Origin of the sequence: Paeniglutamicibacter sp. MACA_103 (genome assembly GCF_045798555.1) — a bacterium.
GTDB lineage: Bacteria > Actinomycetota > Actinomycetes > Actinomycetales > Micrococcaceae > Paeniglutamicibacter.
The window spans coordinates 61,373-73,930 of the sequence record NZ_JBIXLN010000002.1 but is presented as its reverse complement, the minus strand read 5'-3'; the positions used below and the strand labels follow the sequence as shown (position 1 = coordinate 73,930).

General features: G+C 67.6%; 13 protein-coding genes. 9 read left to right on the top strand and 4 right to left on the bottom strand.

Going from position 1 to position 12,558, the window contains the following annotated elements:
* Positions 1–191: 191 nt before the first annotated feature.
* On the bottom strand, positions 192–692 hold the full coding sequence (locus tag ACIPVK_RS01250; RefSeq protein ID WP_407610168.1) for a DUF6463 family protein: 501 nt from the start codon (positions 690–692) through the stop codon (positions 192–194).
* 989 nt (positions 693–1,681) lie between these two features.
* Between ACIPVK_RS01250 and ACIPVK_RS01245 the strand changes: the two genes are divergently transcribed.
* From ACIPVK_RS01245 to ACIPVK_RS01230, 4 genes are all read left to right on the top strand, one after another.
* Positions 1,682–1,945 (top strand): phosphoribosyl-ATP diphosphatase, encoded by a 264-nt coding sequence (locus tag ACIPVK_RS01245; RefSeq protein WP_407610167.1) that lies wholly within the window; start codon positions 1,682–1,684, stop codon positions 1,943–1,945.
* Positions 1,946–2,051: 106 nt separating this feature from the next.
* On the top strand, positions 2,052–2,900 hold the full coding sequence (gene hisG, locus ACIPVK_RS01240) for an ATP phosphoribosyltransferase (RefSeq protein WP_407610166.1): 849 nt from the start codon (positions 2,052–2,054) through the stop codon (positions 2,898–2,900).
* A 62-nt stretch (positions 2,901–2,962) separates the two neighbouring features.
* Positions 2,963–3,733, top strand: coding sequence for an imidazole glycerol phosphate synthase subunit HisF (hisF, locus tag ACIPVK_RS01235; protein WP_407610165.1), 771 nt, complete (start codon positions 2,963–2,965; stop codon positions 3,731–3,733).
* Complete coding sequence (locus ACIPVK_RS01230; protein WP_407610164.1) at positions 3,708–4,475, top strand: GNAT family N-acetyltransferase; 768 nt, start codon at positions 3,708–3,710, stop codon at positions 4,473–4,475. Before hisF ends, ACIPVK_RS01230 begins: the two co-directional genes overlap by 26 nt.
* Here ACIPVK_RS01230 and ACIPVK_RS01225 read toward each other — a convergent pair.
* Positions 4,472–5,041, bottom strand: coding sequence for a TetR/AcrR family transcriptional regulator (locus tag ACIPVK_RS01225; protein WP_407610163.1), 570 nt, complete (start codon positions 5,039–5,041; stop codon positions 4,472–4,474). The two genes, ACIPVK_RS01230 and ACIPVK_RS01225, sit on opposite strands and share 4 nt — an antisense overlap.
* Before the next feature lie 117 nt (positions 5,042–5,158).
* Between ACIPVK_RS01225 and ACIPVK_RS01220 the strand changes: the two genes are divergently transcribed.
* Positions 5,159–7,162: an amidase gene (locus ACIPVK_RS01220; RefSeq protein ID WP_407610162.1), complete on the top strand. Its 2,004-nt coding sequence runs from the start codon at positions 5,159–5,161 to the stop codon at positions 7,160–7,162.
* A 78-nt stretch (positions 7,163–7,240) separates the two neighbouring features.
* Here ACIPVK_RS01220 and ACIPVK_RS01215 read toward each other — a convergent pair whose 3' ends face one another.
* Positions 7,241–7,924 (bottom strand): FMN-dependent NADH-azoreductase, encoded by a 684-nt coding sequence (locus ACIPVK_RS01215; protein ID WP_407610161.1) that lies wholly within the window; start codon positions 7,922–7,924, stop codon positions 7,241–7,243.
* 419 nt (positions 7,925–8,343) lie between these two features.
* Between ACIPVK_RS01215 and ACIPVK_RS01210 the strand changes: the two genes are divergently transcribed.
* The gene (locus ACIPVK_RS01210) at positions 8,344–8,751 is read left to right on the top strand and encodes a winged helix-turn-helix transcriptional regulator (RefSeq protein WP_407610160.1); all 408 of its coding nucleotides are present in this window, start codon (positions 8,344–8,346) and stop codon (positions 8,749–8,751) included.
* A 92-nt stretch (positions 8,752–8,843) separates the two neighbouring features.
* Here the strand turns inward: ACIPVK_RS01210 and ACIPVK_RS01205 are convergent, their stop codons facing one another.
* On the bottom strand, positions 8,844–9,476 hold the full coding sequence (locus tag ACIPVK_RS01205) for a TIGR03085 family metal-binding protein (protein ID WP_407610159.1): 633 nt from the start codon (positions 9,474–9,476) through the stop codon (positions 8,844–8,846).
* Positions 9,477–9,845: 369 nt separating this feature from the next.
* Here ACIPVK_RS01205 and hisI point away from each other — a divergent pair, with 369 nt between their 5' ends.
* From hisI to ACIPVK_RS01190, 3 genes are read left to right on the top strand one after another with little or no spacing between them, the layout of a single operon-like run.
* Positions 9,846–10,247 carry a phosphoribosyl-AMP cyclohydrolase gene (gene hisI, locus ACIPVK_RS01200; protein WP_407610158.1) on the top strand — a complete coding sequence of 134 codons (402 nt, stop codon included), beginning with the start codon at positions 9,846–9,848 and terminating at the stop codon, positions 10,245–10,247.
* Between the two features lie 46 nt (positions 10,248–10,293).
* A complete protein-coding gene (locus ACIPVK_RS01195; RefSeq protein WP_407610157.1) occupies positions 10,294–11,853 on the top strand; it encodes an anthranilate synthase component I in 1,560 nt (519 codons plus the stop codon).
* Positions 11,850–12,455, top strand: a complete 606-nt coding sequence (locus ACIPVK_RS01190; protein WP_407610156.1) for a Trp biosynthesis-associated membrane protein — start codon at positions 11,850–11,852, stop codon at positions 12,453–12,455. The genes ACIPVK_RS01195 and ACIPVK_RS01190 overlap by 4 nt, the downstream gene beginning before the upstream one ends.
* Positions 12,456–12,558: the final 103 nt, after the last annotated feature.

Below are 12,558 nucleotides of genomic sequence, written 5' to 3'. Positions count from 1 at the left end.
GCCCGGGGGAGCGGGCGGCTGCGTGTCTTGGCCTCAGTGCGCGGCACCGGTTTCACGGAGGCGGGGTCAGGAATCCTGCCACCTCTAAGAAGGGCCCTGGCGAGAGAATCGTTCTCGCCAGGGCTTCGTCGTGCCGCGGGGCCTGCGTCGGGTCCCCTCGGGTCGGGCTCCCGGACTACTAGGGCGGAGGGCTACGGCTCTCGGCCATGCTGTCGATTCGATTGGTTCGTGTGGGGGTGGTCGGCACGACCGTATTCTTCTGGCAGGTGCCCGGTTCCCCTTGCCCCTCTGTTCTTCCGCGCCGACAGCACGATCAGTGCGCCGGCGACCACTCCCGCGAAGTACGGGGACGGCACGAGGAGTATTCCCCCCAGCAGGGACCAGGCTGCGACACCCCAGCCAATAAAGGCCGGTACCGTTACTCCGCGGCCGGCCAGATGCCAGAGAAGTCCTCCCAGGAGGGCCAGTGGCACAGCGAAGCTCCCCACGGTTTCCCAGAAGGCGGCCCCGTTGCGCAGCGAGCCGAGGGTGGTTTCGGGGGACATGAGGGGGACGGCTGCCCAGATTCCCCGATCCAGCCAGCTGGCGACGACGTGTCGGTCGAGAAACGTCGCCAGCAACAGATGGCCGATCCCGAGTCCGATCATGATGCCGCCGGACCAGCGCAACATGAGCCGCTGTCGGGTGCTCATCGGCTGCCCCTGTTCTTCTCCTGCGCCCCGGGATGCCCTGGTCCGTCCCAGGCCTGCTGCCGTCGTCGACTCAAGGCGGGACGGGCGAGCAAGCAACGAAGCGGTCCGATCATGGCCTTCCTGGGAATCCCGGACATAGCTCCGGGCATGACGGGGCAAGCCACCCACGCGCTCCCGGCCCACGCGCTGGCGGGGAGCCCCACCGCGGTCATCTTTTGTGCAAGGCGCTGTGAACAAGGCAAGAGTCCCATGATGGCGAGCATAGGAAGGAATCCCCGGCATGGGAAGCATCGGAATGTTTCGGCGGGAGCAGACCGGCGCGGAGAGTCGCGCGGAGCCTCCTATGCGGCGGCCGAATTGTTGTCTGCCAGGGGCTCCCGGCAGACAACATTCGCCGACGTGGCCGAACGGTCCGGGATCGGCCGCTGTCCATTCCTTGGCACCGCCGCCAGCAAGGGGGCCCGCTGGCGAAGTGCTCGAACACCCGGTGGACCTGCTTGATGCGCATCCCGGCGGCGCGGATGTGGAACCGTATCTGGGCCGCGGAATGGCGGGGAGCGAGACCTGCCGGTAGCAGCCCGCCTCGAAACTGTTTGTCCCGCTCCTCGTTCAGGCGCCTGAAGGTGAATCGGCCATTGATGAGCGATACGCCGCGATCCACGGTGTTCTTCGCCGGCATTGCAAACTCCGGCTGGACCGATTCGGGGTGCTGCCCGGCGTTCCATCCGGCCTGGAGCCACCAAGGCCATGGCTGGCTCGCAGCAGGCGGGCCGAGGCCGTGCCGCTTCCTGTGGAATGGCCGGAAAACACCGCAAAAGGTGCAGCGACTCGCCCTGTCGCCTGGGCATCACCGGTGGTCATACGTCGAATCGGCCCGATGTCCGGGAGCCGGGACACGGGCGCGTCATCTTTGCCCGGGCCCGCGAGTCCTTCGTCACATTGGGGGCGCGGTTGTGAATGCGGCCAACGCGCCAAGATACCCTGACTATGTGAAAACTTTTGACACCCTCTTCGCCGAGCTCTCCGAGAAGGCCAAGACCCGCCCCGAAGGTTCGCGTACCATCGCCGAACTGGATTCCGGCGTGCACGGCATCGGAAAGAAGGTCGTGGAGGAAGCCGCCGAAGTGTGGATGGCTGCCGAATACGAGTCCGACGAGGCCACCGCCGAAGAAATCTCCCAGCTGCTTTATCACCTGCAGGTGATGATGCTGGCCAAGGGCCTGACTCTGCAGGACGTTTACAAGCATCTCTAGCCGCCGCTTTCGGGACGCCTTGCCCTCCCGTGCCGCGGTGGCCAACAGTCACCAATTGTTGTCCTTATGCCGTAATACCCCCAGAGCCTGAAAAGAGAACCGCATCATGTTGCGAGTAGCCCTTCCCAACAAGGGAGCCCTGTCCGAAATCGCCTCGACCATGTTGTTGGAGGCCGGATACGTCCAGCGCCGCGACAACCGCGAACTGGTCATGGTCGACCCCGAGAACGACGTGGAGTTCTTCTACCTGCGTCCCCGTGACATCGCCGTGTACGTCGGCGGCGGCATCCTCGATGTCGGAATCACCGGACGCGACCTCTACCTGGACGCCGAGGTCAACGACCACGTCGACGAGGTCCTGCCGCTGGGCATCGGGGCCTCCACCTTCCGCTTCGCCGGCCCCGCGGGGGTCTTCACGACCCAGCAGGAACTGCAGGGCAAGCGCATCGCCACCAGCTATGACGCCCTGCTGCGCCAGTACCTGGAAACCAACAACATCGCCGCCGACGTGGTCCGCCTCGACGGGGCCGTCGAGTCCTCGGTGCGCCTCGGCGTGGCCGACGCCATCGCCGACGTCGTGGAAACCGGCAACACGCTCAAGGCGGCCGGCATGGCGGTCTTTGGCGATCCCATCCTGCAGTCCGAGGCCGTGCTCATCGGCCGCACCGGCCGCACCCCGGCAGGGCTCGAGGTGCTCAAGCGCCGCCTGATGGGCGTGCTGGTGGCCCGCCGCTACGTCATGCTCGACTACGACGTGCGCCGGGACCTCGTGGACGAGGCCACCCGGTTGACCCCGGGCCTGGAATCGCCCACCGTCTCCCCGCTGCAGGACTCGGATTGGGTCGCCGTGCGCGCCATGGTCAAGAAGAACCAGACCAACAACATCATGGACGAGCTCTACGACCTGGGCGCCCGCGCCATCCTGGTCAGCCAGATCCACGCCTGCCGCATCTAGCGCCCGTCCACTTCCGGGGCCCCGAACACCCCCACACCGCTTTTCTAGGAGTTGATCCCCTCATGGCTGTTGCGATCCGCGTGATCCCATGCCTCGATGTCGATGCCGGACGAGTCGTCAAGGGAGTGAACTTCGAGGGGCTCCGGGATGCCGGGGACCCGGTGGAACTTGCCAAGCGCTACAACGCCGCGGGAGCGGACGAGATCACCTTCCTCGACGTGACCGCCTCCTCGGCCAAGCGCGAAACCACCTACGACGTGGTCGCCAAGACCGCCGAGGAAATCTTCATCCCGCTGACCGTCGGCGGCGGCGTCCGTGCCGCCGAGGACGTTGACCGACTGCTGCGTGCCGGCGCCGACAAGGCCTCGATCAACACCGCGGCCGTCGACCGTCCCGAGGTCATCAACGAAATCACCCAGCGCTTCGGCTCCCAGGTCCTGGTGCTCTCGCTGGACGCCCGGCGGACCGAGAACCCGGATGTCGAGTCCGGTTTCGAGGTCACGACCCACGGCGGGCGCACCGGCACCGGACGCTGCGCAGTGGCCTGGGCCAAGGAAGCCGCCGAGCGGGGCGTGGGGGAAATCCTGCTGAACTCGATCGACGCCGACGGCACCAAGGACGGCTTCGACCTGGAAATGATCCGTGCGGTCCGCGCGGCCGTCAGCGTGCCGTTGATTGCCTCCGGCGGAGCCGGGGCACCGGAGCACTTCCCGCCGGCGATTGCCGCCGGCGCCGACGCGGTGCTTGCCGCCTCGATCTTCCACTTCGGTCCCGATGACATGATCAAGCAGGTCAAGGACGCCATCCGTGAAGCCGGTTTCCCGGTCCGCTGAACCTGCATCCCTGGACGCCGTCATGTCCAGGGGCTGGCGGGCACTCCATGAGGAAAACATTTCCGGGTGGGTGTGCCGCTTTTCAGGCGGCGTCACCCGCCGCGCCAATTCCGTGCTTCCGCTGTCCGGGCCGGTCGATCTCTCCCTCGCGATAGACGCGGTCGAGGACGCCTACCGGAGCCGCGGGCTGCCGCCGGTCTTCCAGATCAGCCCCGATTCCCTGCCGCACGACCTGGACACGTCCCTTGACGCCCGCGGCTACGTGCTCGATTCGCCGACCCTGGTACAGCTGCTGCGGCGCGGGGACTTCGCGCAGGCAACCGCCGGCACTCCCGATCCGGGGGTCGTCCTTGAAGAGTATCCCTCCGAGGCATGGCTGCAGGTCCTCTGGGAATCGGAGGGCCCGCATTCACCGCTCGAGCAGGCCACCAGCGCACGGATCCTGGGCAACACGCCGGCCGTCTACGCCTCGCTGGCCATCGACGGGCACATCCAGGCGGTGGCCCGGATGGCCCTGGTGGATGGCCTCGGCGGGATCTATGCGCTGGCCACTCGCGAGGAATCGCGCTCCCGTGGATACGGCCGTGCCGTGATGCGGGCACTGGTGGCCGAGGCCGGGCGCAGGGAACTCACGGCCCTCTGGCTGCAGGTCGTGGAGGCCAATACGATTGCCGCCGCGCTCTATGCGTCCCTGGGGTTTGAAACGGTGTCGCGCTACCACTACCGCCAACTGCCGTCCTAGCTTTCCCGTGGCACGATCGCGTCCAGCCCGCGTTCGAGCGCGGCGCGCGCCGCGGCGGTGTCCAGCTGGCCGGAAAGCCAGCGGCCGGATATGCCCTCGACCAGCGCGGTCAGCAACAGGGCCATTTCCCGGCATTGCTTGCTCTCCGCCCCGGTGTGCCCCTTGACCAGCTCGGCCACGTGCGACTGCCAGGCGGCGGTCGATGATGCGAGGTGCCCGGCCAGCGGCGGCTCAAAGACCGCGATGGCCCTGATTTCGTTCCACACGATCGACTTGGCACGCACCGACTCGTCGTCCTGGATCTCGGCCACGAGCAAATCGCGCAGCCGGGCACGCGACCCGACGCCGCCCCCGGCCGGTTCCCCGCGCCGCCCCACCGAATCCACGTTCACGTACTCCAGGGCTGCGGCCAGCAGGCCGTCGCGATCGGTGAAGTGGTAGTAGACCAGCCCGGTGGAAATGCCGGCCTGCTTGCAGACGTCCTGGACGCGCATGCCGCGGACTCCGTCACGGGCGATGCAGATGCTGCAGGCCTCGAGAATCCGCTGCCGGGTGTTGTGGGCCATGGCCGGTGCCGTGCCTTTCCTTCCGGGTCCGGGGACTTCCCGTACCGTGGATCACACGCTATCTTTAACTGAATATCCAGTCAATTTTTCTGCACCACCTGTGAGGGGAACCCGCCCATGGCCCTGCCGTTCAGCATCCACGAAGCCTCCATCGAGGAGATCCTGCAGGCGCTCGACGGCGGCACCGTGACCGCCGTCGAGCTCCTTGCCGCCCATCTTGCCCGGGTGGGGCGCTTCGACAGGTCCTCGGTGCGCCTCAACGCCATGGCCGTGCTGAACCCCAACGCCTTTGCCGAGGCCGCCGAATCCGACCGCCGCCGCCGTGCGGGGATGGCAGGCTCCCTGGAAGGGGTGCCCTTTACGGTCAAGGACAGCTACATGGTCGCCGGGCTCACCGTCGCCGCCGGCTCGCCCGCCTTCAAGGACCTTGTTGCCCAGGGGGACGCCTTCACCGTGGCACGCATCCGCGAGGCCGGGGGAGTGCTGGTGGGCAAGACCAACATGCCGCCCATGGCCGACGGCGGCATGCAACGTGGCGTCTACGGGCGCGCCGAAAGCCCCTACAACACCAACTACCTGGCGGCTGCCTACGCCTCCGGGTCCTCCAACGGTTCGGGCGTCGCCACCGCCGCGAGCATGGGCGTCTTCGGCATGGGGGAGGAAACCGTCTCCTCGGGCCGCAGCCCGGCCTCCAACAACGGCCTGTGCGCCTACACGCCCTCGCGAGGGGTCATCTCCATCCGCGGCAACTGGCCGCTGTTCCCGACCCGCGACGTCGTTGTCCCGCATACCCGGTCGATGAACGACATGTTCCGGCTGCTTGACGTGCTCGTCGCCGACGACCCGGAAACCACCGGCGACTTCTGGCGCCACCAGCAGGCCGTGCCGTTGCCCGCGGCCTCGGCCGTCCGGCCCGGGAGCTACACAACGCTGGCAGATGCTGAAGCCCTGAAAGGCAAGCGCTTCGGCGTGCCGCGGATGTACCTGGGCCAGGACCCAAAATTCCCGATCCAGGTGCGTCCCAGCGTGCTTAGGCTCTGGGAGGCTGCCCGCAATCGGCTCGAGGACCGCGGGGCCACCGTTGTCGAGGTCGACTTCCCGCTAATCGAAAAGTATGAGGGCGACATCCCCGGCGGCGAACAGCTCGGTGCGCTCGGGATCCTGCCCGACGGGTGGATGGAGTTGGAATTCAACGAGCTCCTCGCCCACGGGTGGGACACGTTCCTGCGTGAAAACAACGACCCCGCGCTGAACAGGCTGGCCGATGTCGAGCATCTGCAGATCTTCCCGGCGCCGCCCGGATCGCTGCCGGACCGCTACGACGAGGTCGAGGACTATGAGAACCGCTACCGCGACGTGGTGAAGATGGCGGCCGACGGGCTGCCGGACCCGGCCACGCTGCCCGGGTTCGCAGCCGGGCTCAAGGCCCTGGAAACGCTGCGCCGGGAACTCTTCGAAGATTGGCTCGCCCGGCACAACCTGGACGGGGTGATCTTCCCGGCCAACGCCGATGTCGGGGCCGCCGATGCGGACACCGACCCGGAATCCGCCGACAAGGCCTGGGAGAACGGGATTTTCTTCTCCAACGGCAACTACGCGATGCGCCACCTCGGCATCCCGTCCGTCACCGTGGCGATGGGTTTGATGGAAGACATCGGCATGCCGGTGGGACTGACCTTTGCCGGGCCCGCCTATGCGGACAATGCGCTCCTGGGCTGGGCGTGGGCCTTCGAGGACGCCGGCACAATGCGCCCCGCCCCGGACCTTGCCCCCGAGCTGCCCGGCGACAGCGAGTGGTCAGGCATCCACGGCAGTGCCGGGGCGCAAGCGCCCGAAATCACCATTGAGGGACGACTCGATCCGGAAGGCCACAGCGAGGGAGCCCGCAGGCTGTTGTTTGAGGGGGAAATCCGGGCGGCCGAGGGCGCCGCAATCCGGCTGACCGTCAACGGCGAACCGAGAACGGTGCAGCGCGCGGGAACCTCGTGGAGTGCCTCCGCCACACTGCCTGCGGCCGTGGACCCGGCGGCCGCAGGCCCAAACCCGACCGGCGCCGTCTTGGCAGTCATCCATGTTGTGGCTCCGGGCGGGACTGCAGCGGGCGCCTTTACGGATATCTAGCGGAATCCGAGCCCATCGGCGAACACGGCCAGGACATGCGGGCAGTCATTGGAGACCAAGGGGCTGGCCCGGCGGGCATCAGGCTCGGTCGTTGACGAGCTGGAGGGTTCCAAGGGCAGAGAGCTTTCCGGCGAACCCGATGGCCGATTCGGAGAGCCCGGCCTCGACGACCTTGCGCGTGCCGTCCACGTCGCCGTTCAAGACCGTGGGGGCGAACCGGACATGGGTGGCGTCCTCAATGCCTACGAAGTTCAGCCAGTCAGCGAAAAAAGTGCTGCTGAAATCAGAACCGAAGGCGGCCGGAACGCCGGGGGCGTAAACGCCGCTGGTGTGGATGGCGAGTGCTTGCTTGCCCTCCATCAGGCCGCGGTAACCCTTTTCCGGATCGAAACCGAAGCTCCAGCCGGGCTGTGTGACGATATCGATCCATTGTTTCAGGACGTAGGGAACACCGGCATTCCACATGGGGATATTGAAGACGTAGGCATCGGCGGCGGCGAACTGGTCGAAAACGTCCCGGGCCGATTCCCACGCGGTGATCTGCTCGGGTGTCTGTTCCCCGCCGGAAAATACGGCCATCTTGGCAGCCGCCGCCGTGCGACCGAAATCGGGCAGTGCGCCGTCGTCGAACAGGTCCAGGGTCCTTAGCTCAATGTTCTCGGGACCGGCAACCTGGACGGCATCGATGAAATGCCAGGCCAGCCTCAGTGACTCGCTATTGGCATAGCGGGGTGAGGCGTTGATGTGGAGGATGGTAGGCATTGGCTTCCTTTCAAGGCGTGGGTCGGGAGGCAATGTGTGCCTCCTGAATCATCCTGGCGGAGAGCCACGCGCCGCGTAAGGCGGCACATTTTTGTGCCTAGGGCACGTAGGGGTGCCCTCCCGGCAAGGCCTTCGACTCCGTGGTGCACTCGTGTTTTCGTCCGGGGGAGAACCAGATGCGTCGGCTCGGGCGGCCCGCAACAACTACACTGCCCGGTGCCAAAACGGCCGGCACAAGGGGAAACAGCGGAAGCTTGGCGGGCAACGCCAAGGAGTGGAGCCGACGGCGAGCGTGGCCGCCGGCGACCGCCACGCGCGCATACCACGCATGGTGTCGCGAAATATGGCATATTTTCTTCTGGAGCCCCCCATTCATGTGGGGTTCGACGAGTTCAACGGACAGGAAGGATGTTGGGCAAATGACTCTCACGGCCGAGCAGAAGCGTCAGACGGCGCAGAAGCACTACAACGCTTCCTTGGGCGAATGCCCGGCACGCCAATTGCTTGAGACCATCAGCAGCAAATGGGTATCGCTCATCATGCTTGCCTTGGAAGGCGGGCAGCTGCGCCACAGCGATCTCCGCAGGCAGATTCCGGGAGCCAGCCAGAAGATGCTCACCTCGACGCTGCGCTCGCTGGAACGCGACGGCCTGGTTTCCCGGCACGTCACGGCGCAAGTTCCAGTGCGGACGGATTACGGGCTCACGCCGCGCGGCCGCTCGCTTCTCCGTATCGTATTTCAATTGAAGGAATGGGCCGAGGAAAACATGGATGCCGTGGCCAGCTCCCGCATGGAACATGACCTGGACAAGCTCGCCGTCAACTGATGCCCGGGCCGGCTGCCGACGCTGCGGTCATCCAACGGGTCCGCGCAGGCGCCGGCCCAGCGCGTTCTCGGGACGGCCGCCCGAAATCGCGGCTAAAGCGAGACCGAGAGCAGGGCGATGGCCTCTTCGGCGCCCTCGAACGTCACCAGGGCCTCCTCGCGGCGTCCGGAAGCGTGCAGCAAGAGCTCGCCCGGGCGCCCGGTGATGGCCACCGAGGAACTGGACTTGCGGGCCACGTGGCGCCGCCCGTCGGGGCGGACGAGAATGATGCCGACATCCGCACCACGGTAGTAGTGTGCGGCGCGTCGCACCAGGTCGTCCCACAGCAGATCCTCGTACCTGTCGTCGAGCGCACGCGGGACCCAGCGGTCGGACGCGCGGCGCACGTCCTCGGTGTGGATGAAGAACTCGGACAGGTTCGCCGAATGGTCGACGCGCGGGTTGGCCAGCGGCGAGATCTTGGGCGCGCCCTTCAGGAATTCATTGACGAGTGCCGCATAGGCGTTGCGGTCCTTGGCCGCCTCCGCGCGCCGGTCCAGCTCGGTCTCCATGCGGTGCGTTAGCGGTTTGAGGACCAGTCCGGCGGCCAGCAGGGACTGCTCCCGCAGGACCAGGTGCGCGGCCAGGTGGCGGGTCTGCCATCCGGCACACAAGGTGGGGGCCGTCGGCCCTGCCGCCAGCAGGACTTCGGCCAATACTTCACGCGAGGCTGGTACGAAATGCATCACCTTGAAACTAACACGTTCGGGGCGCTTGGAGCGGCTATTTCGCTCAGCGCCCAAGCTGCGTCGGAACCCGGCGACCTAAATCGACCGTGGGGCTCGGCAGCGGCGCCAAATGCTTCCTTCCGGCCACCGCCAAGGGCCGTCTCGCGGCCCTCCGCATTGCCGCTCTGGGGCGCGGCCCTGGGCGCCGCCACCCTGGCCTGCCACCTGCGCAGGCGCGGTGCGCCCGCCCCGGGCCCGGCCTCCCGAGGTCTTGCCCGGCGCCAACCGCGGAAATGATGTCGCGGCCAACGGCGCGGTCCGGCCCCGGGAACGGCGCAATCGTGTTTCGGGACCGGTTTTTCCGCCCGGGGCACTAGACTGGTAGGGATGTCACAGAACCCTGCCTTCGCCGCCCCCGTCTCCGTTGACGGGAAACTCTCGCCCCAGATTTCCGCCGCCCTGAAGAAGGACGACGCCGGACTGGTCGCCGCCATCATCCAGCAGCACGGCAGCGGTGAGGTGCTGATGCTCGGGTGGATGGACGAGGAGGCGCTGCGCCGAACCCTGACCACCGGCCGGGTGACCTTCTGGTCGCGCTCGCGCAACGAATACTGGCGCAAGGGCGACACCTCCGGCCACTCCCAGCTGGTCCGCTCCGTGGCCCTCGACTGCGACGGCGACGCCCTGCTGGTCATCGTCGACCAGATCGGCGCCGCGTGCCACACCGGGACGCGCACCTGCTTCGACGGGCGTGAACTGCCCGCCGTCGTGGGCCGCCGCGTTTCCTGACCTTCCCCCGCTCGATTTTCGTACACGCAAGGACCATTCTTCGCTCATGCAAGCTCTCGGCGCCCTGACCCCCACCCGCGAGCAGTTCCGCGCCCTCGCCGCGGATCGCCGCGTCATTCCCGTAAGCATGAGGGTGCTGGCCGACGCGCTGACCCCCATCTCCGTCTACCGCCGGCTGGCCGGCGGGCGCCCCGGCACCTTCCTGATGGAATCGGCCGCGGCCGGGGGAGTGTGGTCCCGCTACTCCTTCATCGGCGTGAACTCGCCGGCGACCCTGACCACGCTGGACGGCAAGGCGCACTGGCAGGGCACGCCCCCGGCGGGCATGCCGACCGAGGGCAACCCCGTGGAAGTCCTGCGCGACACCGTCCGCGCGCTACGCACCGAACCGCTCGACGGCCTGCCGCCGCTGACCAGCGGCATGGTCGGCTTCATCGGCTGGGAGGCCGTGCGGCACTGGGAGAAGCTGCCCAACCCGCCGGCCGACGACCTGCACCTGCCGGAGCTCGCCATGAACCTGGTCGGGGACATGGCGGTGCACGACAACACCGACGGCACGCTGACGCTCATCGCCAACGCCATCAACTTCAACGGCACCACCGAGGGCGTCGACGGCGCCTACGACCACGCGGTCTCCCGCCTGTCCGGCATGCTAGACGCGCTCGGCGAGGCCGCGGAAAACCCCGTCTCCGTTCTCTCCGGCACGGACGTGCCGGCCGACGAACTGATGAATGCGGTCACCCACTCCTGGGACGAGGACTCCTACCGCCGGGCCGTGCTGCGCGGCAAGGAGGCCATCGTCGACGGCGAGGTGTTCCAGGTCGTGGTGTCGCGCCGCTTCGAGCTGGAGACCCACGCCGACCCGCTGGATGTCTACCGGATCCTGCGCGGCACCAACCCCAGCCCGTACATGTACCTGTTCACGCTGCAGGACGCGCACGGCAAGGCGTACTCCATCGTCGGCTCCTCGCCCGAGGCCCTGGTCACCGTGAACGACGACCACGTGGTCACCCACCCGATCGCCGGCTCGCGCCCGCGCGGCGCCAACTACGAGGACGACCAGCTGCACGAGAAGAACCTGCTGGACGACGAGAAGGAACGCGCCGAGCACCTGATGCTCGTCGACCTCTCGCGCAACGACCTCTCCAAGGTCTGCATGCCCGGCTCGGTCGAGGTCACCCAGTTCATGGAGGTCGAGCGCTTCAGCCACATCATGCACCTGGTCTCCAACGTGGTCGGCAAGCTCAAACCGGGCACCGACGGCTACGACGTGCTCGCCGCTACCTTCCCCGCCGGCACGCTCTCCGGGGCGCCGAAGCCGCGCGCCCTGTCGCTGCTGGACGAACTCGAGCCCTACCGCCGCGGCATCTACGGCGGCGTGGTCGGCTACCTGGACTTCACCGGGGACATGGACATGGCCATCGCCATCCGCTCCGCGCTGATCAAGGGCAACCGGGCCTACGTGCAGGCCGGCGGCGGCATCGTCGCCGACTCCGACCTGGACGCCGAGGCCCTCGAAACCATCAACAAGTCGGCCGCGCCGCTGCGGGCCGTCTGGGCCGCCGGGACCATGGCACCGGCACACGTGGACGGGACCCAGGCATGAGCGCACCAGCCAAGGCGCGCCTCGGATCCAAGCGCAACGTCATGCTCCTGGGGCTGGCGGGCGCGGTCCTGGCCCTGGCCACCAGCACCCGGACCTGGATCAACGTCCAGCCGGAGGTCGGCTCCGTGAAGATCCCGCTCATCGAGGTGGCTGGCTCCGATGCCGCCACCGCCGTGGCCGCCCTGGCAGTGGTGGCGCTGGCGGGCTCGCTGGCGGCCATGATCGCCGGGAAGGCGGCCCGCTGGATCATCGCCGCGATCCTGCTGCTGGTCGGCGGCGGCATCGTCGCCTCGGCCGTGGCGGTGCTGGCCGACCCCGTGCTGGCCGCCGCGACCAAGGTCGGGGAGGCTACCGGACTGAACACCTCCGGCGGCGCCTACGAGGTGACGTTCTGGCCCTGGGCCGCGGCACTTGCCGGGGCTTTGCTGGCGGCCAACGCGGTGCTGCTGGCCGTCGCCGGGCGCCACTGGGCGGGGTCCCGCAAGTACGCCCGCGACGCCGCGGCAACCTCCGCGGGGCCCGCGGCCGCGGCGCAGGACGGCCAAATCGATGAGATTTCCGGCTGGGACTCGCTCTCCCGCGGGGACGACCCGACCGGGTAGCGCGCACACGGCGCAACATGGCATGCCATCGCCGCAAAGAATGGCAGAATGGAAACCAAGATATTTATCGGGAATAACCCCGATTCGCACGAGGTGAGAAGGA

What these genes read in the sequence shown, in the direction of transcription:
- ACIPVK_RS01250 (WP_407610168.1), bottom strand. Translation starts at nt 692, where the DNA reads ATGAGCACCCGACAGCGGCTCATGTTGCGCTGGTCCGGCGGCATCATG.
- hisG (WP_407610166.1), top strand. Translation starts at nt 2,052, where the DNA reads ATGTTGCGAGTAGCCCTTCCCAACAAGGGAGCCCTGTCCGAAATCGCC.
- hisF (WP_407610165.1), top strand. Translation starts at nt 2,963, where the DNA reads ATGGCTGTTGCGATCCGCGTGATCCCATGCCTCGATGTCGATGCCGGA.
- ACIPVK_RS01225 (WP_407610163.1), bottom strand. Translation starts at nt 5,041, where the DNA reads ATGGCCCACAACACCCGGCAGCGGATTCTCGAGGCCTGCAGCATCTGC.
- ACIPVK_RS01220 (WP_407610162.1), top strand. Translation starts at nt 5,159, where the DNA reads ATGGCCCTGCCGTTCAGCATCCACGAAGCCTCCATCGAGGAGATCCTG.
- ACIPVK_RS01215 (WP_407610161.1), bottom strand. Translation starts at nt 7,924, where the DNA reads ATGCCTACCATCCTCCACATCAACGCCTCACCCCGCTATGCCAATAGC.
- ACIPVK_RS01210 (WP_407610160.1), top strand. Translation starts at nt 8,344, where the DNA reads ATGACTCTCACGGCCGAGCAGAAGCGTCAGACGGCGCAGAAGCACTAC.
- ACIPVK_RS01205 (WP_407610159.1), bottom strand. Translation starts at nt 9,476, where the DNA reads ATGCATTTCGTACCAGCCTCGCGTGAAGTATTGGCCGAAGTCCTGCTG.
- hisI (WP_407610158.1), top strand. Translation starts at nt 9,846, where the DNA reads ATGTCACAGAACCCTGCCTTCGCCGCCCCCGTCTCCGTTGACGGGAAA.
- ACIPVK_RS01195 (WP_407610157.1), top strand. Translation starts at nt 10,294, where the DNA reads ATGCAAGCTCTCGGCGCCCTGACCCCCACCCGCGAGCAGTTCCGCGCC.
- ACIPVK_RS01190 (WP_407610156.1), top strand. Translation starts at nt 11,850, where the DNA reads ATGAGCGCACCAGCCAAGGCGCGCCTCGGATCCAAGCGCAACGTCATG.